The 22,351-nt window shown below is 68.7% G+C and carries 23 protein-coding genes and 1 pseudogene; 13 read left to right on the forward strand and 11 right to left on the reverse strand.

Annotation, left to right across the window (positions count from 1 at the left end; all coding sequences use genetic code 11):
• Positions 1–16 precede the first annotated feature (16 nt).
• The 3 genes from ABT313_RS16315 (at position 17) to ABT313_RS16325 (ending at position 3,461) form a co-directional block, all read left to right on the forward strand.
• Positions 17–763 (forward strand): sugar phosphate isomerase/epimerase family protein, encoded by a 747-nt coding sequence (locus ABT313_RS16315; protein WP_350853523.1) that lies wholly within the window; start codon positions 17–19, stop codon positions 761–763.
• A gap of 91 nt (positions 764–854) precedes the next feature.
• Positions 855–2,294, forward strand: coding sequence for a diguanylate cyclase domain-containing protein (locus ABT313_RS16320; RefSeq protein ID WP_350853526.1), 1,440 nt, complete (start codon positions 855–857; stop codon positions 2,292–2,294).
• 87 nt (positions 2,295–2,381) lie between these two features.
• Positions 2,382–3,461 (forward strand): hypothetical protein, encoded by a 1,080-nt coding sequence (locus tag ABT313_RS16325; RefSeq protein WP_350853529.1) that lies wholly within the window; start codon positions 2,382–2,384, stop codon positions 3,459–3,461.
• Between the two features lie 27 nt (positions 3,462–3,488).
• Here the strand turns inward: ABT313_RS16325 and ABT313_RS16330 are convergent, their stop codons facing one another.
• From ABT313_RS16330 to ABT313_RS16340, 3 genes are all read right to left on the reverse strand, one after another.
• Positions 3,489–4,091 (reverse strand): DUF6461 domain-containing protein, encoded by a 603-nt coding sequence (locus tag ABT313_RS16330; protein WP_350853531.1) that lies wholly within the window; start codon positions 4,089–4,091, stop codon positions 3,489–3,491.
• A 240-nt stretch (positions 4,092–4,331) separates the two neighbouring features.
• Positions 4,332–4,814 carry a GNAT family N-acetyltransferase gene (locus ABT313_RS16335; RefSeq protein WP_350853534.1) on the reverse strand — a complete coding sequence of 161 codons (483 nt, stop codon included), beginning with the start codon at positions 4,812–4,814 and terminating at the stop codon, positions 4,332–4,334.
• Positions 4,815–4,848: 34 nt separating this feature from the next.
• The gene (locus ABT313_RS16340) at positions 4,849–5,076 is read right to left on the reverse strand and encodes an antitoxin VbhA family protein (RefSeq protein WP_350853537.1); all 228 of its coding nucleotides are present in this window, start codon (positions 5,074–5,076) and stop codon (positions 4,849–4,851) included.
• Between the two features lie 167 nt (positions 5,077–5,243).
• On the opposite strand from ABT313_RS16340, the gene ABT313_RS16345 reads away from it, so the two are divergent.
• The gene (locus tag ABT313_RS16345) at positions 5,244–6,824 is read left to right on the forward strand and encodes an alkaline phosphatase D family protein (RefSeq protein WP_350853540.1); all 1,581 of its coding nucleotides are present in this window, start codon (positions 5,244–5,246) and stop codon (positions 6,822–6,824) included.
• Positions 6,825–6,836: 12 nt separating this feature from the next.
• Here the strand turns inward: ABT313_RS16345 and ABT313_RS16350 are convergent, their stop codons facing one another.
• A complete protein-coding gene (locus tag ABT313_RS16350; RefSeq protein WP_350853543.1) occupies positions 6,837–7,841 on the reverse strand; it encodes an aldo/keto reductase in 1,005 nt (334 codons plus the stop codon).
• A 117-nt stretch (positions 7,842–7,958) separates the two neighbouring features.
• Between ABT313_RS16350 and ABT313_RS16355 the strand changes: the two genes are divergently transcribed.
• From ABT313_RS16355 to ABT313_RS16380, 6 genes are all read left to right on the forward strand, one after another.
• The gene (locus tag ABT313_RS16355; protein ID WP_350853546.1) at positions 7,959–8,519 is read left to right on the forward strand and encodes a TetR/AcrR family transcriptional regulator; all 561 of its coding nucleotides are present in this window, start codon (positions 7,959–7,961) and stop codon (positions 8,517–8,519) included.
• A gap of 67 nt (positions 8,520–8,586) precedes the next feature.
• Positions 8,587–9,465 (forward strand): aldo/keto reductase, encoded by an 879-nt coding sequence (locus ABT313_RS16360; protein ID WP_350853549.1) that lies wholly within the window; start codon positions 8,587–8,589, stop codon positions 9,463–9,465.
• 38 nt (positions 9,466–9,503) lie between these two features.
• Entirely contained in the window at positions 9,504–9,833 is a 330-nt protein-coding gene (locus ABT313_RS16365; RefSeq protein WP_350853552.1) for a tetratricopeptide repeat protein, read from the forward strand.
• Between the two features lie 177 nt (positions 9,834–10,010).
• Positions 10,011–11,156 (forward strand): LLM class flavin-dependent oxidoreductase, encoded by a 1,146-nt coding sequence (locus ABT313_RS16370; RefSeq protein WP_350853555.1) that lies wholly within the window; start codon positions 10,011–10,013, stop codon positions 11,154–11,156.
• Positions 11,153–11,755: an FMN reductase gene (locus tag ABT313_RS16375; RefSeq protein ID WP_350853558.1), complete on the forward strand. Its 603-nt coding sequence runs from the start codon at positions 11,153–11,155 to the stop codon at positions 11,753–11,755. The genes ABT313_RS16370 and ABT313_RS16375 overlap by 4 nt, the downstream gene beginning before the upstream one ends.
• Positions 11,756–11,775: 20 nt before the next feature.
• Positions 11,776–12,225 carry a hypothetical protein gene (locus tag ABT313_RS16380; RefSeq protein WP_350853561.1) on the forward strand — a complete coding sequence of 150 codons (450 nt, stop codon included), beginning with the start codon at positions 11,776–11,778 and terminating at the stop codon, positions 12,223–12,225.
• Here ABT313_RS16380 and ABT313_RS16385 read toward each other — a convergent pair.
• Positions 12,151–12,939: a TetR/AcrR family transcriptional regulator gene (locus ABT313_RS16385; RefSeq protein WP_350853564.1), complete on the reverse strand. Its 789-nt coding sequence runs from the start codon at positions 12,937–12,939 to the stop codon at positions 12,151–12,153. The two genes, ABT313_RS16380 and ABT313_RS16385, sit on opposite strands and share 75 nt — an antisense overlap.
• A gap of 94 nt (positions 12,940–13,033) precedes the next feature.
• On the opposite strand from ABT313_RS16385, the gene ABT313_RS16390 reads away from it, so the two are divergent.
• Both ABT313_RS16390 and ABT313_RS16395 read left to right on the forward strand, forming a co-directional pair.
• Entirely contained in the window at positions 13,034–13,981 is a 948-nt protein-coding gene (locus ABT313_RS16390; RefSeq protein ID WP_350853567.1) for an ATP-binding cassette domain-containing protein, read from the forward strand.
• Positions 13,981–14,763: an ABC transporter permease gene (locus ABT313_RS16395; protein ID WP_350855126.1), complete on the forward strand. Its 783-nt coding sequence runs from the start codon at positions 13,981–13,983 to the stop codon at positions 14,761–14,763. The genes ABT313_RS16390 and ABT313_RS16395 overlap by 1 nt, the downstream gene beginning before the upstream one ends.
• Positions 14,764–14,883: 120 nt before the next feature.
• Here ABT313_RS16395 and ABT313_RS16400 read toward each other — a convergent pair whose 3' ends face one another.
• Positions 14,884–15,651: an SDR family NAD(P)-dependent oxidoreductase gene (locus tag ABT313_RS16400; protein ID WP_350853570.1), complete on the reverse strand. Its 768-nt coding sequence runs from the start codon at positions 15,649–15,651 to the stop codon at positions 14,884–14,886.
• Between the two features lie 82 nt (positions 15,652–15,733).
• On the opposite strand from ABT313_RS16400, the gene ABT313_RS16405 reads away from it, so the two are divergent.
• Positions 15,734–16,273: a GNAT family N-acetyltransferase gene (locus tag ABT313_RS16405; protein ID WP_350853573.1), complete on the forward strand. Its 540-nt coding sequence runs from the start codon at positions 15,734–15,736 to the stop codon at positions 16,271–16,273.
• A 173-nt stretch (positions 16,274–16,446) separates the two neighbouring features.
• Here the strand turns inward: ABT313_RS16405 and ABT313_RS16410 are convergent, their stop codons facing one another.
• The 5 genes and pseudogenes from ABT313_RS16410 to ABT313_RS16430 all read right to left on the reverse strand — a co-directional run.
• Positions 16,447–17,262 carry a bifunctional allantoicase/(S)-ureidoglycine aminohydrolase gene (locus ABT313_RS16410; protein ID WP_350853576.1) on the reverse strand — a complete coding sequence of 272 codons (816 nt, stop codon included), beginning with the start codon at positions 17,260–17,262 and terminating at the stop codon, positions 16,447–16,449.
• The gene (gene allB / locus ABT313_RS16415) at positions 17,259–18,599 is read right to left on the reverse strand and encodes an allantoinase AllB (protein WP_350853579.1); all 1,341 of its coding nucleotides are present in this window, start codon (positions 18,597–18,599) and stop codon (positions 17,259–17,261) included. The genes ABT313_RS16410 and allB overlap by 4 nt, the downstream gene beginning before the upstream one ends.
• Positions 18,596–19,678, reverse strand: a complete 1,083-nt coding sequence (locus ABT313_RS16420; protein WP_350853582.1) for a glycerate kinase — start codon at positions 19,676–19,678, stop codon at positions 18,596–18,598. The genes allB and ABT313_RS16420 overlap by 4 nt, the downstream gene beginning before the upstream one ends.
• Positions 19,678–21,453: a glyoxylate carboligase gene (gcl, locus tag ABT313_RS16425; protein WP_350853584.1), complete on the reverse strand. Its 1,776-nt coding sequence runs from the start codon at positions 21,451–21,453 to the stop codon at positions 19,678–19,680. Before gcl ends, ABT313_RS16420 begins: the two co-directional genes overlap by 1 nt.
• A pseudogene (locus ABT313_RS16430) lies at positions 21,453–22,343 on the reverse strand (2-hydroxy-3-oxopropionate reductase); the annotation flags it as partial. The gene gcl and the pseudogene ABT313_RS16430, both read right to left, overlap by 1 nt.
• Positions 22,344–22,351: the final 8 nt, after the last annotated feature.

The following is a 22,351-nucleotide window of genomic DNA, read 5'->3' on the forward strand; positions in this document are numbered from 1 at the left end:
CCGAGGAGCTGTCTGCATGACTATTCCCGCCGGTGGTATCGGGATGCACCTCTACACGATGCGGGACGTCCTGGCCGAGGACTACCCGGGGACGCTGAAGCGCCTCGCCGGGATCGGCTATCAGACGGTCGGCGTGAGCGGCCGGTTCGACCACAGCGCCGAGGAGATCCGGTCGTACGCCGACGACGCCGGGCTGAAGATCGTGCTCGAGCACGTCGGGTACAAGCGGCTGGCCGACGACTGGGCGGGCGCGCTCGCGGACGTGAAGACGCTCGGCGCGCAGTGGGCCGTCGTACCGTCGATCCCGTACGAGCAGCACTCGGTCGAGGGCTTCAAGGCCGCGGCGGCCGCGTTCACCGAGGCCGGGAAGGTCGCGCGGGACGCCGGGCTGAAGCTGCTGTTCCACAACCACGGGCGTGACTTCGACGAGGTGGACGGGCAGGTGCTGTACGACATCCTGCTGGGCGTGGACCCGGACCTGCTCGGCTTCGAGCTGGACCTGTACTGGGCGGTCGACGGCGGGCACGACCCGGCGAAGCTGTTCCAGGAGCACCCCGGCCGGTTCCCCGCGCTGCACGTCAAGGACATGGCCGAGGACGGTTCGTGGGAGGACGTCGGCGCCGGCAAGCTCGACTTCGGCGCGATGTTCGAGCACGCCCGGGCGGGCGGCGTGGAGCAGTGGCTGGTCGAGCACGACAAGCCCACCGACGCCTGGAAGTCGGCCGAACGCAGCTACCGCGGCCTGACCGAGATCCGGTACTGAGAAGTTCTCAGAACTGTGAGAACGAACGCTTAACCGGATCAATTTCGGTTACGCCTGCTCACAGTTGGTGAGATCGGCCTATTCTCAACGGGTGCAGAACGATCCAACGGTGCGGCTGAGTGCCGTCCGTCGCCTGTACGAGGTGAGCGCCCGGATGGGTGCTGGGCGCAGCCTTGCCGAAACCCTGCAGGCCGTCGTCGACGGGGTCGTGAACGGGCTCGGCTTCGGGATCGCCGTACTGAACCTGCGGCACGCGGACGGCAAGTTCGAGGTGATCGCGGTCGCAGGTTCACCCGAGGCGCGCGAGGCGCTGCTCGGGCGGGTCAGCGCGCCGGACATCTTCGACACCGAGTTCGCGATCGCGGACGCGTGGGGCAAGCTCCGGTTCGTGCCGCACGAGCGGCTGCCCGAGGGCGAGGTGGTCGGCTGGGTGCCCGACGTACCCGTGTCCGACGATCCGGGAGCGTGGCATCCGCTCGACGCGCTGTTCGCGCCGCTGTACTCCTCGGACGGTGAGCTGGTCGGGATGCTCTCGGTCGACCTGCCCGAGGACCAGCGCCGGCCCGGGCCGATCCACCGGGAGCTGCTGGAGATTTTCGCGACACAGGCCGGGCTGGCGATCGACAAGGCCCGGCTGGCCGATCAGCTGCTCGCCGAGAAGACCCGGCTGGAGGCGAGCGAGGCGACGTTCCGGCTGGTCTTCGAAGGCGCCGGGAACGGGATGGCCACGATCGGCTTCGACGGGCCTGAGCGCGGCCGGATCCTGCGCGTGAACGACGCGTTCTGCCGGATCACGGGGTACACCGCCAGTGAGCTGCTCGGGGCCCGGCTGGCACAGTTCCTGCGCGACGAGGAGCCCGGGTCGACCCGGACCGATTTGGAAGATGTTGCTGCCAGCAACGGAACGTACCGGTTCGAGCGGGTCTTCACGCAGCCGAACGGGACCGCGATCTGGCTCGGGGGTACGGCGGCGATCGTCGAACAGGGCGCCGAGCGGCCGCGGATCATGCTCATCCAGATCGACGACGTGACCGCACGCAAGGACGCCGAACGCGAGCTGCGTCACCATGCCGCGCACGATCCGCTCACCGGCCTGCCGAACCGCCGACTGCTGCAGCACCGCTTCACGAAGGTACTGGAGCGAACGCGTACGACGGGCCGCCCGGGCGCGCTGCTCTTCTGCGACCTGAACCACTTCAAACTCGTCAACGACGGATACGGTCACGAGGCGGGCGACCGGGCGCTACGCGAGATCGCGAACCGACTGACCACAGCCGTCCGCCACGGCGACACAGTCGCCCGGCTCGGCGGCGACGAGTTCGCCGTACTAGCCGAAGACATCGCGGGCGAGGACCTCGTCGCCCTGATCACTCGCTTGGAGTCGGCCGTCAGCCGCCCCCTACCCAACATCGCCGTCAAGGTCACCACCAGCGTAGGCACCGTCCCCATCACCCCCACCACCACCGACCTGGACACCCTCCTCCACGAAGCCGACCAGGCCATGTACACCGCCAAGAACCGCCGCGCCTAGTTGCATCAACCTGCAACCCGCGCGGCTTGAACGCGGCGATCGGCTGTGGTTCAAAGGAGATCCAACGACCTGTGGGGGGATCGATTCATGCTGCGCACGCTGATGACAGGCCCGGTCTGGCTGTCGTACGGGCAGATCATGGTGGAGAGCACCGGCGAGTTCGCCGAGCTCGGCGAGTGCTTCGGCGGGCAGCGCAACGGCCTGTGCGGAGCCACGATCGAGGGGCACCTGCGCCTGATGACCGGCCTGCACACCGGGACCGTCGACTTCACCGCGGAACTGCACGACGGCGAGCCGCCCCTCGACGACACCTGGGAAGAAACCGTCGAGACGTCGTACCGTCCGTTGGCACGGCCAACGTTGTCCGGGTTGGACGCGAGGGACTGCTGGACACTGGATCTGGACCTCGTGCACTATCGCGTCCGGTACTGCGGCTGGGGTATGGACGCGGCTCACCGGAACGGACAGCAGGACGGCGAGCCACCCGTGGACCGATACCTTCTGCAGTTCTGGCCGGCACCGCCTGCCCCGGACCGGGTCGTCAAGGTGACGAGCAAGCAAGCGGCGTACTGGCACGAGTTCGCGCGCGAGCAGCCATTTCCCGCCGAGATCGCCGCGCGGAAACTGGAGAATGCGCGGCAGGACGAAGCACGACGCCTTGCCGAGCGCGCGGCAGCCTGGGGCGGAGCTCTCCCGGGCGAGCGGCTGGAGCGCACCATGAACGGTCAGGAGCTGGCGTCCTTCGACCGGGCCTTGGTGGACGAGCTCGAACAGACCGACTCGCAGACGTTGCGCTGGATCGCGCGGTGGGCGGCACGCCGCGCCTGCGAGGAAGCCGGGTACGCCGACGACGAGCGGATCGCCGGCATCTTGGACCGCATGGACCGTGGCGCCGACTGGCTCGAAACCCTCAACGGACCCCCGCGACAGGTCGAACCGGGCGGACCGGCGAGCGCCACCGTCCACCAGTTCATCACGCAAGCCTACGGCTGGTTCGCCGACCGCGACCCCATCGACAACACCATCACGGTGGTCAGCGCCACGTTCAACGTCGACTCCTTCTCGGCCGCAGTCGAGACAGTCTGGCTGGCATCCGAACCGTTCCCCGACAAGACGCGGCTACTCACCGAGTTGCACGAACGGTTCCTCTCCAATCCGACCGTGTAAGCGCCGGCAGGATGGGCGTGCCCGGCGCTACCGGATGGGAGCCTTCGCGCAGACATACTCGGCCGTGTCGAGCGACTCCTGCGTCACCCTCACGCCGGTCAGATGCTCGGCAAGTGCGAACGTGGCTCCCGTGCGCATCGACGGGTCTCGCTCCTCGAGTGGTCTGAGGTCGTAGCCCACCTGTGCCATCACGTCGATCAGACCGTCGGGGTCAGTTCCGGAGCGTCGATCGGCGAGGAACGGCTCGAAACTCAACCGCATCACGCCGTCCACCATCCAGCAGAACCGGTCTTCACCGTCGACGTTCTTGTGGTGCGACACAACCTGCGTCCCGGCCGACAGCGGTTCGAGGATCCGCTTGGTCACGCCAAGGAACCCGTTCCACTCGAGCAGCAAAGTCCATCCGTCGAGCGGCACTGCGCCGATGGCGTGTCGCTGATCATCCCGGCCGGCCCACGGAAAGTTCCGCTGGGCGAAGTCGGAGAAGGCAGCCAAGCCGGCACGGCGTTCCAACTGCTCACCACCGATCCGGCGGAGCGCCTCATCACAGTCCAGGCCTCGTACGAGCGTGACGCAATACCCGTAATCCAAGGGCGTCCCAGCAAACCAGCCGTAGTCCTGAGCTTCCACCGGCCCAGCCTAGTAAGTCACCGGTCCGACACACGGACCCGGCGGGCACGCGCTGACCCCTGCACGGGGCCACATCCGCCTCAACTCACCAGCAGCCGGGACCCACCACGCCGCACTCACGCGCGATAAGCGCCACAAGGCGCGATAAGCGCCGGGCGGGCGGGAGCGGCGCGCAGCACGGCGACGAAGGAGCCGCGCGTAGCACCGCGCGGGCTTTCCTTCCCGCCGCACGAGAGAGTTTTATGAGCCGAGCTTGGTGAGGGCGGTGTCGGTTAGGCGGTAGACGGTCCAGTCGGATTGGGGGGTGGCGCCCAGGGATTTGTAGAAGTCGATGGCGGGGGTGTTCCAGTTGAGGACGGACCATTCGAGGCGTTCGTAGTTGTTGCGGACGCATTCCTGGGCCAACGCGGTCAGCAGGGCTTTACCGAGGCCGGTGCCGCGGGTTTCGGGGCGGACGAAGAGGTCTTCGAGGTAGATGCCGTGGACGCCGCGCCAGGTGGAGAAGTTGAGGAACCAGATGGCGCACCCAGCCACCTCGCCTTCATGCTCCGCGACATGGCAGAAGGCCGCGGGGTCAGGACCGAACAGCGCGGTCTCCAGCTGTGAAGCGGTCAGGTGGCACTCGTCGGGCGCGCGTTCGTACTCCGCCAGCGCGTACACCAGCTCCACGATCGCCGGGATGTCTTCCGGCCGGGCACGGCGAATCCGTTCGTCGGTCTGCATGTCCCCATCCTGCACCGCGCCTGACGGCCGACTGTCAGATCGGGTCGCCGGTGACCTTCGACATCATGCGGCGGATGTACTCCGCGGTGTCGATGCGCCCGGCCTCGCGATCGGCCAGGTCGGCGACGTCGTCGCGCTGTGGCTCCCAGCCTTCTAGCTGGTTGTTCGCCAGTGCGTCGCTGACCCGCTGCTTCTGGTCGTCGTCGAGCGATTCGAACAACTCCGGCCAGCGTTGGGCGTAGCGGCACGGTTCGTAGGCCATCAGTCAGCTCCCCGAGTAGCTAGCAATCGGCCCAGCGTAGCGAAGTCGGGTTTTCTACCGTCGACACGCGTTAATTTACCGACGAAGTCCGTTAACCCTACCGCCATCTGCCGTCGAAACACTGACACCGCTTTCCCCCACCTGACCGCCCTTCATCTGGAGGAACCATGTCCGTGTCACGCCGTCGCTTTCTCGGGTACGGCGGTGCCGGCGCCGCCGCCGTACTGCTCGGCACCGGGGCCTGGGACGCCTCGACCACGTACGCCACCCCGGCCGCCGCCGGCAACCCGTTCACGCTCGGGGTCGGCTCGGGCGATCCGCAGTACGACGGTGTCGTGCTGTGGACCCGCCTCGCCACCGACCCGTACGCCGTCGACGGGAAGGGCGGCATGCCCGCGAAGCCGGTCCGGGTCGAGTACGAGATCGCCCTCGACGACCGCTTCCGGTACGTCGTGCGCCGGTCGAGCGTGATCGCCACGCCCGAGCTCGGCCACAGCGTCCACCCTGAGGTCCGCGGTCTGCTGCCCGACCATGTGTACTACTACCGCTTCCGCACCGGCCGCGAGGTCTCGCCGACCGGTCGGACGCGGACCGCGCCGCTGCCGTTCAGCACTCCCCGCGACCTGAGGTTCGCGTTCGCGTCCTGCAACGCCTGGCAGGACGGGTACTTCACCGCGTACGACCATATGGCGAACGAGGACCTCGACCTGGTCGTGCACCTCGGGGACTACATCTACGAGTCCGGGATCAAGACCAACAAGCGCGGCGTCACCACCGATCCGCGGTTCGACACCGAGACCTTCGACCTGGCGCGCTACCGCCTGCAGTACAGCCTCTACAAGACCGAGGCGCCGCTGCAGGCCGCGCATGCGGCGCACCCGTGGATCCACACGTTCGACGACCACGAGGTGGAGAACAACTGGGCCGGCGACATCTCCCAGATCGACACCGAGCCGGACCAGGACCCGGCCGTGTTCCGGCAGCGTCGCGCGGCGGCATTCCAGGCGATGTACGAGAACATGCCGCTGCGGCACGCGCAGATGCCGTCCGGTCCCGACATCCGCTACCACCGCCGCCTCCCGTACGGGCGGCTCGCGGACTTCACCATCCTCGACACCCGCCAGCACCGCACCGACCAGCCGTGCGGCGACGGCGACTCGTCCACCTGCGACGACCGGTTCGACCCGGACAACACGATGCTCGGCGGCAAGCAGCGCGCGTGGTTGCTGGACGGGTTCCGGCAGTCGAAGGCCCGCTGGCAGGTGATCGGCAACCAGACCCCGATGGGCCAGACCGACTGGACGCCGGGTCCGGAGACCCATGTCTGGCTGGACCCCTGGGACGGTTATGTTGCCGAGCGCAACAAGGTGCTCGGCGCCGCGCAGGACAGCGGGGTCCGCAACCTGGTAGTCATCACCGGCGACCGGCACCAGAACTACGCCCTCGAGCTCAAGCGCGACTACGCGAACCCGGACTCGTCCACCGTCGGCACCGAGTTCGTCGGTACGTCGATCACGAGCGGCGGCAACGGTGCCGACATGACCGATCAGGGGCAGCAGTTCCTGGCAGCCAACCCGCACCTGAAGTTCTTCAACTCCCAGCGCGGGTACGTCCGGGTCACGGTCGACCAGAAGCAGTGGAAGTCCGACTTCCGTGTCGTGCCGTACGTCGAGACTCCGGACGCCCCGATCACCACGCGGGCGACGTACGTCGTCGAGGACCGCCGCCCGCACGTCCACTCCGCCTGACGGCCGGCACGGCTAGCTCAGCGGCGGGGTGACGCCGCTGAGCCAGTTGTCGCTGATCTGCATCTCGCGTTCGCCGACGACCTTCAGGGTGTCGAGCCGCTCGATGTCCGCGGCGGTCAGCACCAGGTCGGCGGCGGCCGCGTTCTCCTCCAGCCGGCGCACGTGCAGCGTGCCGGGGATAGGGACCACGTTCGGCGCCTTGGCCAGCAGCCACGCGAGAGCCACCTGGCCGGGCGCCGCTTCGTGTGCCGCGGCGATCTCGCGGACGACCTCGACAGCGGCCAGGTTGGTGTCGAACACCTCGCGGGAGAACCGCGGCATCCGGCGCCGGTAGTCGTCCGCGGGCAGGTCGTCGTACGACGTGAGGTTGCCGGTCAGCATGCCGCGACCCAGCGGGCTGTACGGGACGACGCTGATGCCGAACTCCTGCGTCAGCGGGAAGATCTCGTCCTCGATCTCGCGCGACCACAGCGACCACTCGGTCTGCAGCGCGGTGATCGCGTGGACGGCGTGCGCCCGGCGGATCGTGTCCGGCGCCGCCTCGCTCAGACCGAGGTACCGAACCTTGCCCTCGGCAACCAGCTCGGCCATGGCACCGACGGTCTCTTCGATCGGGACGCCGGGGTCGACGCGGTGCTGGTAGTAGAGGTCGATGTGGTCGACGCCGAGCCGCCGCAGCGAGCGCTCCACCGCCTGCCGCACGTACTCCGGGCGGCCGTTGACGACCGGGCCATCCTCGTTCGAGCCGCTCTCGATGCCGAACTTCGTCGCCAGCACGACCTGGTCGCGGCGGCGGGCGATCGCCCGGCCGATGATCTCCTCGCTGTCGCCGTACCGGTCGGAGGTGTCGATCAGGGTGACGCCGAGGTCGAGTGCGCGGCCGATCAGTGCGTCCGCGGCGTCGTCACCGGACTGCTCGGCGGTCTGCCCGTACGGCCGGGCGAACCCCATCGCGCCGTAGCCGATGGCGCCGACAGCGGGACCGGCCGAACCGAGTGTGCGCTGTGAAATGGGCATGACGAAGTTCCTTCGAGGTGGTCGGGAGTCTGTCGGGCTGAGATAAGTCCTCAGCTGTGGACTAAGGTAAGTCCACACTCGTGGACTTGCAAGAGGCCACCTCGTACGCTGGCTCCCATGACCGACGAACAGCCCGCGACCAGGCGCCGGGACGCGACCGCGACCCGGGCGGCGATCCTGCGGGCGGCCCAGGCCGCGTTCACCGAGCGCGGGTACGACGGGGCCGGCGTCCGCGAGATCGCCCGCGCGGCCGAGGTGGACCCGCGGCTGATCGGCAAGTACTTCGGCTCCAAGGAAGGCCTGTTCGCCGAGGTCGTCGAGGTGGCGTACGAGAAGTCGATGATGATGACGCCGGAGCTCAATCACGAGGCGGCGAAGGCGCTGCTGACGGGTGAGGACCAGCACGCGACCGACGGCATGCTGCTCACACTCCGCTCGGTCGCGAATCCGCGGGCCGCCGCGATCATGCGGGACAGCCTGGAGCGGAACTACCAGGCCCGGCTCGCCGACGCACTGCCCGGACCCGACCGGACCGGGCGGTCGGCGCTGCTGATCGCCATCTGCGCAGGGATGATGCTGAATCGGACCGTCCTCGGCTCGACCGTGCTCAACGACGACGTCGACAAACTCGTCCCGTACCTCAAGGCGGCGCTGGACGCGGTGGCCGACATTCAGTAGCTGCACTGCTGAGTGTGTTCGGATATTCCTGTTGGAATTCGTAGTCCTCGCGCGGGAGGTTTGACGCATGGCAGCTGACACGAACAAGACCCGCCGGATCGGTGACGTCGAGGTATCCGCGATCGGACTCGGCGGAATGCCGATGTCGATCGAGGGCCGGCCCGACGAGGCCCGGTCGATCGCGACCATCCACGCGGCGCTGGACGCCGGGATCACGCTGATCGACACGGCCGACGCGTACCACCTGACCGCGACCGACGACGGCCACAACGAGAGCCTGATCGCCAAGGCGCTGGCGTCGTACGGCGGTGACACCTCCGACGTGCTGGTCGCGACCAAGGGCGGCCACCTGCGCCCCGGCGACGGCAGCTGGACGCTCGACGGCTCCCCGAAGCACATCGCGGAGGCGGCCGAGGCGTCGCTGAAGCGGCTCGGCGTCGAGGCGATCGGGCTGTACCAGTTCCACCGGCCGGACCCGAAGACGCCGTACGAGGACTCCGTCGGCGCGATCCGCGACCTGCTCGACGCGGGCAAGATCCGGATGGCCGGCATCTCGAACGCGAACCCGGCCCAGATCAAGCAGGCCAACGAGATCCTCGGCGGCCGGCTCGTCTCGGTCCAGAACCAGTTCTCGCCGCGGTTCCGCTCGAGCGAGCCGGAGCTGGAGCTGTGCGACGAGCTGGGCATCGCGTTCCTCCCGTGGTCCCCGCTGGGCGGCATCTCCAGCGCGAGCGAGCTCGGCGCGAAGTACCCGGCCTTCCAGACCCTGGCGGCCGAGCTCGGCGTCAGCCCACAGAAGCTCACGCTTGCCTGGATGCTCGCGAAGTCGCCGGTCGTGATCCCGATCCCGGGCTCCAGCCGCCCGGAGACCATCCGCGACTCGTACTCCGCGGTGGACCTGCAACTGACGGCCGACCAGGTCGCCGTACTCGACGCCACGGAATAACCGGAGCCACGTCCGGCGTTCTGCGCCGCGTGGAGGATATGCGTGCACTGAGCTACGGACTGGGACAGCAGTACTTCGAGGAGCGGGACTACCGGGGTGCGATCCGGGCACTGAAGCCGATCGTCGATGAGACGCCGGACGATGTCGGGACGCGACTCCTGTTGGCCCGGGCCTACTACCACGCGGCGTTGCTCAAGCCGGCCGAGGAGCATCTGCTCGAGGTGATCGAGCGGCAGCCGACGGAGTACTACGCCCACCTGATGCTGGCGCGGACACTCGAGCGCCAGTCCCGCCGCGACGAGGCCGGCAAGCACCGCCGCATCGCCGCCGCCCTCACCGGCGACGACGAGCTACTGGAACGGCACTGACCCCGGACCGCCACCACTCACCAACCCGCAAGAAGCAACGCCGACCCCACCGCGCTGAGCGCGGTGCCGGGTCGGCGTTGCTGTTTGATGAGTGGTGGCGGTCCGCCGCCCGGAATGACTCGCGCAGGATCGGCGTTGTGTAGTTTAATAGTGAACTACTTAGACCGAGGAGAGCCGATGCAGTTCGGGGTGTTCAGCGTTGGGGACGTGACCGAGGACCCGACGACCGGGGTCACGCTCAGTGAGGGTGAGCGGATCAAGGCGATGGTGGCGATCGCGCTCAAGGCCGAAGAGGTCGGGCTCGACGTGTTCGCGCAGGGTGAGCACCACAACCCGCCGTTCGTGCCGTCGTCGCCGACGACCCAGCTCGGGTTCATCGCGGCGCAGACGTCGAAGATCATCCTGTCCACGTCGACGACCCTGATCACGACCAACGACCCGGTGAAGATCGCCGAGGACTACGCGATGCTGCAGCACCTGGCCGACGGCCGGGTCGACCTGATGATGGGTCGCGGCAACACCGGTCCGGTGTACCCGTGGTTCGGTCAGGACATCCGCAACGGCATCGCGCTCGCGGTCGAGAACTACGCGTTGCTCCGCCGGCTCTGGCGTGAGGACGTCGTCGACTGGGAAGGCAAGTTCCGTACGCCGCTGCAGGGGTTCACCGCGACGCCGCGGCCGCTGGACGGCGTACCGCCGTTCGTGTGGCACGGGTCGATCCGGTCGCCCGAGATCGCCGAGCAGGCGGCGTACTACGGTGACGGGTTCTTCCACAACAACATCTTCTGGCCGATGTCGCACACCAAGCAGATGATCGACCTCTACCGCCGGCGCTTCGAGCACTACGGGCACGGCGCCGCGGACCAGGCGATCGTCGGGCTCGGCGGCCAGGTCTTCATGCGGAAGAACTCGCAGGACGCGGTGCGCGAATTCCGGCCGTACTTCGACAACGCTCCGGTCTACGGGCACGGGCCGTCGTTGGAGGACTTCACCCGGGAGACGCCGCTGACGGTCGGCAGCCCGCAGGAGGTTATCGAGCGGACGCTGTCGTTCCGGGAGCACTTCGGTGACTACCAGCGGCAGTTGTTCCTGATCGACCACGCCGGGTTGCCGTTGAAGACCGTGCTGGAGCAGCTGGACCTCCTCGGTGAAGAGGTCGTTCCGGTACTGCGGAAGGAGTTCGCGGCGCTGAAGCCGGCGCACGTTCCGGACGCGCCGACGCACGAGTCTTTGAAGGTCGCGGCCGAGCGGGCGCGCGCACTGGAGACAATCGAGGAGCCGGCCGTGGTGGCCGAGCCGACCGCCGAGGAGCCGACGCGATGAACGAACGCGTGATTGCCGTGGTGACGGCCGGGCTGACGACACCGTCGTCGTCCCGGCTGCTCGCCGACCAGCTGTCGGCCGCGGTCGCGGACGAGTTGTCGGGCCGCGGCATCGCGTCCCGCATCGAGACGATCGAGGTCCGGGACCACGCACACGACCTGACCAACAACCTGCTCACCGGTTTCCCGTCGGCCGAGCTGCGTGAGGTCCTGGAGACGGTTGCGGCGGCGGACGCGCTGATCGTGGTCAGCCCGACGTTCAGCGCGTCGTACTCCGGTCTGTTCAAGATGTTCTTCGACGTACTCGACGACCAGGCCCTGGCCGGCAAGCCCGTGCTCCTGGGCGCAACCGGCGGCACCGAACGCCACTCGCTCGTGCTGGACTACGCCCTCCGCCCGCTCTTCGCCTACCTGAAGGCCCTACCGGTCCCCACCGGCGTCTACGCCGCCTCGACCGACTGGGGCCCCAACGCCGCCACCCTCCGCCCCCGCATCACCCAGGCCGCCGGCGAACTCGTCTCCACCCTCCACCACGAGCCCCCCACCAAGTCCGACCCCTTCACCAACCCCACCCCCTTCGAAGACCTACTCAACAGCTGAACCTGCGGGATCATCAGTCCGTGTGGACGTGGGTTGTTCAACGGCGCTGGGCGCTGGGCTTTCTGGCGTGGGCAGCGCTGGCATTCACGATCGCCCACTTCGACGACTACGAGAACCGGCAGTTGCAGGGGGCGCCGACAGCGCCGGCAGTCATCACGGACATCGACCGCTGGACGAAGGGCGGTACGGTCCTGCATCTGCGGATCGAGCTGCCCGACGGCAGCACCGTGGAGTCGTCGACGCACAACTTCTACGACGTACCCGCTCCTAGCCAAGGCGCACGGATCACGGTTCAGTACGCCGTCGACGGGCAGGACGTGTGGTCGCGCGAAGCGGGCTTGGGGCCAAACCGCGCAGGCGTCTGGGGATGGTCCATCGCCGGAGCCGCCGCAGCGCTAACCGGCGTGATCCTGCTGGTCCTGCGCACGCGCAGAAACAAGCTGGGTGAGGCCGTCGAGGATTGTGGTTAGGCCGAAGGTTAGGGCGTGGGACGGGTCGAGGGTGGACTGGAAGTGTTCGCCTACGGCGGTGCCTACTCGGCCGGCGACCGGGAAGTGGGTGCCAGACATGACCGTGGTGAGGGTCGGGGAGATCTGACGCCACCACTCCTCGTCGGTCAGGCCGGAGTCGCGTTGGGTGCGGAGTTGTTCGGCGCCGGCGCGAGCCGTGCCCTGGACGTGGGTGAGGACGAGCGTGAGCGCGGAGTCCATCTCGACGTCGGTCAGGCCGAGGCCGTCAAGCGGGCGTAGCTCGGCCTCGTACTTGCGGGTGATGTTCGGGCCCAGCGCCGTACGCATCGTCGGGACCTCGTGGATCCAGGGGTGCGCGGTCAGGATCTCCCAGTTGCGCCGGGCAATGAACTCGAGCGCACCCCGCCAGCCGCCGGGCTGCTGCGACGGCTCGTCGGCGTCGGCGTACAGGTCGCCGTACGCGCGGTCGAACATCAGGTCGGTCAGCTCGCCCTTGCCGGGAACGTGCGTGTAGAGCGACATCGTGCCGACCTTCAGCCGGTCGGCGACCATCCGCATCGAGAGCGCCTCGAGCCCTTCGGCATCGGCGAGCTCGATCGCGGCGTCGACGATCGCGCGCACGGTCAGACCGGAGCGGCCGGCTTTGGCGTGACTCCCCCAGAGCAGTGCCAGACTGCGCGCCGGATCGGGCGCAGCCGCCTTCCTTCCCGCCACCGGAACCTTCTTCCACCGCTCGTCGTTGAACGCATCGTACCTGAGCCGTACAATGTACGGTACACTCTACGGCTCAACGACCCGAGAGGTGGGAATGACTACGGAAACAGTGATCGAGGCCGTCGACGTCCGGAAGCACTACAAGGGCGGTACGGCGGGCGCGGGCCTCAACGGCTTCGACCTCGAGGTCACGGCCGGCACGGTGACAGGGCTGCTCGGCCCGAACGGCGCCGGCAAGACGACGGCGGTGCGGATCCTGTCCACGCTGCTCGAGATGGATTCCGGTACGGCGAGGATCGCGGGGTACGACGTCCGCCGCCAGGGCGCGGAGGTCCGTCGGCGGATCGGGCTCGTCGGGCAGTACGCCGCTGTCGACGAGGTGCTCACCGGGCGGCAGAACCTGGTGATGTTCGGGCGGCTGAATCATCTGCGGAACCCCCGCAGCAGGGCGGACGAGCTGCTGGAGCGGTTCAGTCTGACGGAGGCGGCGGGGCAGGCGGTGAGCAAGTACTCCGGCGGGATGCGCCGGCGGCTGGATCTCGCCGCGAGTCTGATCGTGGCGCCGCGGGTGCTGTTCGTGGACGAGCCGACGACCGGGCTGGATCCGGCCGGGCGGCTCGAGGTGTGGTCCGCCGTACGGCAACTGGTCGACGGCGGTACGACGGTGTTGCTGACGACGCAGTACCTGGAGGAGGCGGATCAGCTGGCGAACCGGATCTCGATGCTGAAGGCGGGGAAGGTCGTTGCCGAGGGCACCCCTGATGAGTTGAAGACGCAGCTCGGGTCGGACCGACTGGAGATCGTACTCGCGGATCTGGCCGACGTACGGCGGGTGGCGGAGCTGGCCGGGCCGTTGGCGGACGGGGCGATCGCGGTGGTCGACGGACGGGTGAGTGTGCCGGTGGCGGATCGGACGAAGGCGTTGGTGGTAATGGCGAACTCGTTGCATGAGGCAAAGATCGAGCCGGAGGACATCACGTTGCGGCGGCCGACGCTGGACGAGGTCTTCCTGCACCTGACCGGGGCGGAGGTGGCCGCGTGATGTGGGTATTGGCGGACAGCTGGACGATCACGCGGCGGACGCTGACGCACTGGCGGATGCAGCCCGGGTTGGTGCTGTTCCAGTGGTTCTTCCCGGTGCTGATGCTGCTGATGTTCGGCGGGTTGCTGGGCGGGGCGATGGAGTTCCCGGAGGGTTCGTCGTACTACGAGTTGCTGGTGCCGGGCATCTTCGCGTTGTCGATGCTGTTCGGGCTCGAGGGCACGATGACGGCGGTCACCACCGATGTGTCGAAGGGGGTGACGGACCGGTTCCGCTCACTGCCGATGAGCTCGACGGCCGTCGTACTCGGCCGCTGCATCGCGGACATGCTCGACTCGGCGGTGACGCTGCTGGTCCTGGCCGCGACGGGGCTCGCACTGGGTTGGCGCTGGCACGAAGGGCTGCCGTCCGCGCTGGCAGCGTTCGGGTTGCTGTTGCTGCTGAGGTTCGCGCTGCTGTGGGTCGGCATCTTCATCGGCCTCTCCGTGAAGAACGCCCAGAGCGTGACCATGGTCCAGGTCCTCGTCTGGCCCGTCGGCTTCCTCTCCAGCGCCTTCGTAGCCACCTCCACCATGCCCACCTGGCTAGGCACCATCGCCCAGTGGAACCCGTTGTCAGCAACAGCCACCGCTTCCCGAACCCTCTTCGGCAACCCCGACCCCTCCACCACCGCCACCTGGATAGGCACCCACGCAACACTCGCCGCCGTCATCGCACCGCTGTTGCTGACCGCGGTCTTCCTCCCACTCAGCGCCCACCGCTACCGAACGCTGTCGCGGTAGCACTCACCACGGTCGCCACAGGCTCGGGTAGGCAGCCGGACAGGCGCACCGGACTTTCGCTAGCGCCCGTTGGCGTGGAGATGCAGCCTGTGATGATGTCGTGGGCGGCGGAATGGTTGCCTAGGGCGTTAATTGGCCGCCGTTGATCTCGATGATCTGGCCGGTGACGTACGACGACATCCGGTCGGAGGCGAGGAACAGGATCGTGCCGACGCACTCGTGCGGCGTACCGGTGCGGCCCATCGGGATGGTGGCGAGCATGGCCTGCATCTGGGCGTCGGCGGTGTGGCGCTCGTGGAACGGGGTCTTGATCACGCCCGGCGCGATCGCGTTCACCCGGATTCCCTCCGGGGCGAGCTCCTTGGCCAGGCCGCGGGTGAACGTGCTGACCGCGCCCTTGCTGGTCGCGTACACGACCGAGCCGCCGGCGCCGCCGGTCCGCCCGGCGATCGACGTGACGTTGATGATCGAGCCGCCGCCCTGCGCCCGGAACACCGGCACGATCCGCCGGCTCAGCGCGAACACCGAGGTCAGGTTCACGTCGAGGATCCGGTGGAACTCCTCGTCCGGTACGTCGGCGATCGGCGACCGGTGCACCAGGTCGCCGGCGTTGTTCACGAGTACGTCGATCCGCCCGTGCTGCGCCAGCACCTCGTCGATGAACGCGTCCGCCGACTTCGGGTCGGCCAGGTCCGCCTGGTGCAGCGACGCCGTACCGCCGGCCGTCTGCACCGCCCCGACGGTGTGCTTCGCCCCCTCCTCGTTCTGGTGATAGTGCAGCGCGACCGCGGCCCCACTCTCCGCGAACCCGACCGCCGCCGCAGCCCCGATCCCACTACTGGCCCCGGTAACCACAACAACCTGATCCCTGAAATCCAGATATCCCATGACCCCTATCCTCTCCTGCTCCTGCCGCCGTAACGCGCCGTACGCGCGTCCGCTGAGACTGACCCGGCGGTAGATTCGATGGATGGGATACGCGCTCGGGGAGCTGGGGCTGCGGCGGTGGCGGACCGGTGATGCGTTGCGGCTGGTCGCGGCGCATGCGGATCCTGAGATGGTGAGCCAGGGCGGGATCGTGGACCGGGCGTCCGCGGTCGACTGGATCGGGCGGGTCGCGGACCTGGACAACGGGCATGTGTACGCCGTGGCGGACGCCGACGATCACCCGATCGGATGCGTCGCCGTGACGAATATCGACCGCCACCGGGTCGGCTGGACCTGGTACTGGACGCTGGCGGACGTCCGCGGCCACGGCGTGGCCCGGGACGCGCTCCGCGCGCTGGCCGGCTGGGCGCACGAGCAGGCCGGGCTGCACCGACTGGAGCTCGGTCACCAGTTGAACAACCCAGCCTCCTGCGCAGTCGCCGAGGGCGCCGGCTTCCTCTCCGAAGGCATCGAACGCCAACGCCTGGCCTTCGACGGCACCCGGTACGACGTGGAACGCCACGCCCGCCTCGTCACCGACCCGCTCACCCCACCCCAACGCCCGGTCCGCATCACCGACTGACCAAACCGGCATCTCGACGGGAGGTGTCCACTCGCCACTAGTGCGCCTGAGCGTGCGCGTACAGCGTCCCGGGAGTGCACTACCTGTCGAGATGTCGGCGGCGGCGGTTAGCGTCCAAAGGCATGACCTTCACTGTCGTGCTAACCGATGAGCCGAGCGCCGACGGAAGGACCTCAGAGCGTGAGTTTCGGGTGGCGGTTGACGTCCTTGTAGAGGAGGTAGCGGAAGCGGCCGGGGCCGCCGGCGTAGCAGGCCTGGGGGCAGAAGGCGCGGAGCCACATGAAGTCGCCCTCCTGGACCTCGACCCAGTCCTTGTTCAGCAGGTAGATCGCCTTGCCCTCCAGCACGTACAGCCCGTGCTCCATCACATGCGTCTCCGGGAACGGGATCACCCCGCCCGGCTCGAAAGTGACGATGTTGACGTGCATGTCGTGCCGTACGTCGTCCGGGTCGGCGAACCGCTGCGTCTTCCAGCGGCCCTCGGTGCCCGGCATCTCCCGGCCCTCGACGTCCGCCTCGTTGGTGACGAATGCCGCCGGTACGTCGATCCCGTCGACCCGCTCGTACGCCTTCCGCACCAGGTGGAACGTCGCGACCGCGTCACTCGTGTTCCGCACCGTCCAGTCCCCGCCCGGCGGCAGGTACGCGTACCCGCCCTCGGTCAGCGTGTGCTTCTCCCCGGCGACCGTCAGCACAACGTTGCCTGAGACAACGAACAGCACGGCCTCGGCGGCCGGGTCGGTCTCCGGCTTGTCGCTGCCACCGCCGGGCCCGACCTCGACGATGTACTGCGAGAACGTCTCCGCGAACCCGGACAGCGGCCGCGCGATCACCCACAACCGGGTGTCGTCCCAGAACGGCAGCCGGCTGGTGACGATGTCCCGCATCGTCCCGCGCGGCAGGACGGCGTACGCCTCGGTGAATACCGCGCGATCGGTGGTGAGGTCGGTCTGCGCGGGCAGCCCGCCCTTCGGGGCGTAGTAGCTCATCGTTCTCCTCGGGTCAGCAGGCGGCCGCGTGGGTCGACGGCGATGTCGACGGGCCGGCCGCGGAGCCAGGTACTGCGGACGACGCCGGTGAGCGTGCGTCCGTCGTACGGCGTGATGGCGTTCTTGTGCTGGAGCTGCGTCGCGTCGACGGTGAAGGTCTCGTCCGGGGCGAGCACGCAGAAATCGGCGTCGGACCCGATCTCGAGGCTGCCCTTGGCGGTCAGGCCGGTCTTCGCGGCGGGCGCGGCGGACATCCAGCGGACGACGTCGGAGAGGGTGCAGCCGCGGCGGCGGGCCTCGGTCCAGACGGCGGGCAGGCCGAGCTGGAGCGACGCGATCCCGCCCCAGGCCGTGCCGAAGTCGCCGGTGTCGAGGTGCTTGAGGTCGATCGTGGACGGCGAGTGGTCGGAGACGACCAGGTCGATGACGCCGTCGCGAAGCCCCTCCCAGAGCAGCTCACGGTTGGCGGCCTCGCGGATCGGCGGGCAGCACTTGAACTGCGTGGCGCCGTCGGCGATGTCCTCGGCGTTGAAGCTCAGGTAATGCGGGCAGGTCTCCGCGGTGATCCGTACGCCGTCCGCGCGGGCCTTCGCGAGCAGCGGGAGCACTTCGGCGCTGGAGACGTGCAGGATGTGGACGCGGCAGCCGGTCTCGCGGGCGAGATCGATGACCTCGGCAACGGCATCGTTCTCGGCGGTCCGCGGCCGGGAGTTGAGGAAGGCTTCGTAGCTCGCGCCGTCGGGCTCGGTCGCCTCGTCGATGCGGTGGGCGTCCTCGGCGTGCACGATGAGCAGACCGTCGAAGCTGCTGATCTCACGCATCGCGGCCTCGAGCTGCGCATGGTCGAGCGGCGGGAACTCGTCGACGCCCGAGTGCAGCAGGAAGCACTTGTACCCGAACACGCCGGCGTCGTGCAGCGGGCGCAGGTCGGGAACGTTGCCCGGGATCGCGCCGCCCCAGAACCCGACGTCGACGTACGCCTGGGTCTCGGCGGTCTTGCGCTTGAGCGTGAGCGCCGGGACGTCGCAGGTCGGCGGGATGCTGTTGAGCGGCATGTCGATGATCGTCGTGACGCCGCCGCGGGCCGCTGCCTTGGTCGCCGACGTGAAGCCCTCCCAGTCGGTCCGGCCGGGGTCGTTCACGTGCACGTGGGAGTCGACGAGGCCCGGAAGCAGTACTTCGTCGTCGGCGAGGCGGACCTCCGCGGTCGCCTGCAGGTCGGCGTCGTACGGCGCGATCGCCACGACGCGCCCGTCCCGGACGCCGATCGCGCCCGGCTGCTCGCCCGCGGGGCGCACGACTCGCCGGGCCCGGATCACCAGATCAAGAGCGTTCATGCGATCCCTCTCTCCCTTCTCGCCATCGTAAGGTGCTCGGCCGCGATCCGTTCGCCGAGCTGTTCGAGCAGCGGCTTCGGTTCGGCGATGCAGCGCTCGACGTTCGGCTCGAGGTCGGTGAGCGCGTACGCCGCGTGCACGCCGGCGTCGTGTAGCTCGTGCGACTCGAGTTTGTTGACGCCGCAGACGGCGACTACCGGGATCGCGGGGATGGTGGCAGCGCCGACGGCGTGGCGGCGGACGGCGGCGGCCACACCGGCTACGGCCTTTCCGTGCAGGGTCTGCTCGTCGAGCGCCCCTTCGCCGGTGATCACGAGGTCGGCACCCGCAAGCTGCTCCTCGAACCCGACCATCTCCAGCACCAACTCGATCCCCGGCCGGAGCTCGGCACCCAGGAGCGCAAGCGCCGCGAAGCCGACTCCGCCCGCGGCCCCCGCACCAGGCACGTCCCGCAGATCCCGGCCGGTCTGCTCGGCGACCAGGTCGGCCCACACGCTGAGTTTGCGGTCGAGCTCGACAACCTGCTCGGCGGTGGCGCCCTTCTGCGGTCCATAGACAGCAGCCGCACCCCGAGGTCCGGTCAACGGATTGTCCACATCGCAGGCCACGACAACCTGCACGCCCTCCAGCCGACCCCCCAGCCCGGCGATGAGGCCGGCGCCGCCGTCGGTGGAGGCGCTGCCGCCGATGCCGAGGATGATGCGGGTGCAGCCGGCGGCGACGGCTGCGGCGATCAGCTCGCCGGTGCCGTACGACGTGGCGGTCAACGGAGCCGGTACGCCGCCGGGGAGGCGGACGAGCCCGGAGACGTCCGCGAGCTCAACTACCGCGGTGTCGCCGCGGCGGGCGTACCCGGACTTCACCGGCTCGCCCGTGGGGCCCGAGGCAACAACCGGGACCAGCTCGTACCCGGCCCCGACGGCGGCGGCGAGGGTCCCGTCGCCGCCGTCGGCCACCGGCACCGCGACCACGGTGGCGTCGAGGTGGACTCGTCGTACCCCAACACCAACCGCAGCCGCCACCTCGGCGCTGGTCAGACTCCCTTTGAACTTGTCGGAGGCAACTACTACCCGGACCATCAGTCCAGCAGGGCCAGCGCCGTTGGCGCGTCTTCGGGGGAGATGGCCAGGTCTTCGAATTCGACGACGTTGTCGATCTCGACGCCCATCGAGACGTTGGTGACGCGTTCCAGGATCACCTCGACGACGATCGGGACCTGGTGTTCGACCATCAGCTTCTTCGCCTGCTCGAGGGCCGGCAGGATGCCGTCCGGCTCGAACACCCGAAGCGCCTTACAGCCAAGGCCTTCCACGACCTTGACGTGGTCGACGCCGTACCCGTTCACCTCGGGGCTGTTGATGTTCTCGAAGGACAGCTGGACGAAGTAGTCCATGTCGAAGTTCCGCTGCGCCTGCCGGATCAGCCCGAGGTACGAGTTGTTCACGACCACGTGGATGTACGGGATGTTGAACTGCGCCCCGACCGCCAGCTCCTCGATCAGGAACTGGAAGTCGTAGTCGCCCGACAGCGCGACCACGGTGCTCTCCGGGTCCGCGACCGCGACCCCCAGCGTGGCCGGTACGGTCCAGCCGAGCGGCCCGGCCTGGCCCGCGTTGATCCAGTGCCGCGGCCGGTACACGTGCAGCATCTGCGCGGCCTGGATCTGCGACAGCCCGATCGTGCTGACGTAGCGCACGTCCGGCCCGAACGCCCGGTTCATCTCCTCGTAGACCCGCTGCGGCTTGATCGGCGTGTTCTCGAAGTGGGTCTTCCGCTGCAGCGCCGTACGCCGGTCGCGGCACTCCGCGGCCCACGCCGTACGGTCGGCCAGCCTGCCGTCGGCGGCCCACTCGCGCGCCACCTCGACGAAGATCTCGAGCGCGGCCCGCGCGTCGGACACGACCGAGTAGTCCGGAGCGAACACCCGTCCGATCTGGGTCGGCTCGATGTCCACGTGGATGAACTTCCGCTCACCGCGATACACATCCAGACCGCCGGTGTGCCGGTTCGCCCACCGGTTGCCGATGCCGAGCACTACGTCGGAGGCCAACATCGTCGCGTTCCCGTACCGGTGCGAGGTCTGCAGACCGACCATGCCCGCACTCAGCGGGTGGTCGTCGGCGATCGAGCCCCAGCCCATCAACGTCGGTACGACGGGAATCCCGGTGATCTCCGCGAACTCGACCAGCAGCTCGGACGCGTCCGCGTTGATCACGCCGCCACCGGCGACGATCAACGGCTGAGCGGCGGCACCGAGCATCTGCAGCACCCGCTCCGCCTGCGCCCGCGTCGCCGCGGGACGAGACACCGGAAGCGGCTCGTAGGTGTCGATGTCGAAGTCGATCTGCGCGAGCTGTACGTCGAGTGGCAGGTCGATCAGCACGGGACCCGGACGGCCTTCGCGCATCACCTGGAACGCCTTCTGGAAGGTGCCCGGCACCTGCGCGGCCTCCATCACCGTGACCGCCCACTTCGCGACCGGCTTGGCGATCGCCGAGATGTCGACGGCCTGGAAGTCCTCCTTGTGCAGCTTCGCGACCGGCGCCTGGCCGGTGATGCACAGGATCGGGATCGAGTCCGCGGCCGCGGAGTACAGGCCGGTGATCATGTCGGTGCCGGCCGGCCCCGACGTACCGATGCAGACGCCGATGTTTCCGGCGCGGGCCCGGGTGTAGCCCTCGGCCATGTGCGAGGCGGCCTCGACGTGGCGGGCGAGGACGTGCTTGATGCCGCCGTGGGCGCGCATCGCGCTGTAGAACGGGTTGATCGCCGCGCCCGGCAACCCGAACGCCTGCGTCGAACCCTCCTTCTCCAGGATCAGTACTGCGGCATCGACCGCACGCATCCGTGCCATCAGCCGATCTCCTTCCCGGACAGTCGCTCGACGCCGCGCAGCAGACCCGAGTGGTCGAGCCCGCCGTCGCCGTTCGCCCGCGCCGACGCGACGAGCTGCGCGACGAGAGCACCGAGCGGTACGACGACGCCGGCTTCGCGCGCGGCGGCCGTGACGATGCCCATGTCCTTGTGGTGCAGGTCGATCCGGAACCCGGGCTGGAAGGAGCGCGACAGCATGTTCTCCTTCTTCTGGTTGAGCACGGTCGACCCGGCCAGGCCGCCGCCGAGCACCTCGAGCGCTGCCTTCGTGTCGACGCCGTACGCCTCCAGGAAGACGACTGCCTCGGCGACGGCCTGGATGTTGGCGGCGACGATCAGCTGGTTGGCGGCCTTGACCGTCTGGCCCGAACCGCTCGGGCCGACGTGGACGACGGTCTTGCCGACCACGTCGAACAGCGGCTTGGCCTTCGCGAAGTCGTCCGCGTCGCCGCCGACCATGATCGACAGCGCGGCGTTCTTCGCGCCCGCCTCGCCGCCGGACACCGGCGCGTCGAGCAGGTGGAAGCCGAGCGCCCGCGCGCGTTCCGCGAGCTGCTGGGTGACGTCCGGCCGGATGCTGGAGAAGTCGATGATCAGCGTGCCGGTCTCGGCCAGCTGGAAGACGCCGTCCTCACCCTCGAGCACGTCCTGGACGTCGGGTGAGTCGGGCACCATCACGCAGATCACGTCGGCGCCCTTGACGGCCTCGGTCAGCGAGGTCGCGGCGCGGCCGCCGGCTGCGATCAGGTCCTTCGCCCGCTCGGGGCTGCGATCCAGCCCGACCACGCTGTGGCCGGCGTTGGCGAGGTGAACGGCCATCGGGTTGCCCATGATGCCGAGGCCGATGAAGGCGATGTTCGTCATGTGTCGTCTCCTAG

The organism is Kribbella sp. NPDC000426 (assembly GCF_040300265.1).
In the GTDB taxonomy this organism is placed as follows: domain Bacteria; phylum Actinomycetota; class Actinomycetes; order Propionibacteriales; family Kribbellaceae; genus Kribbella.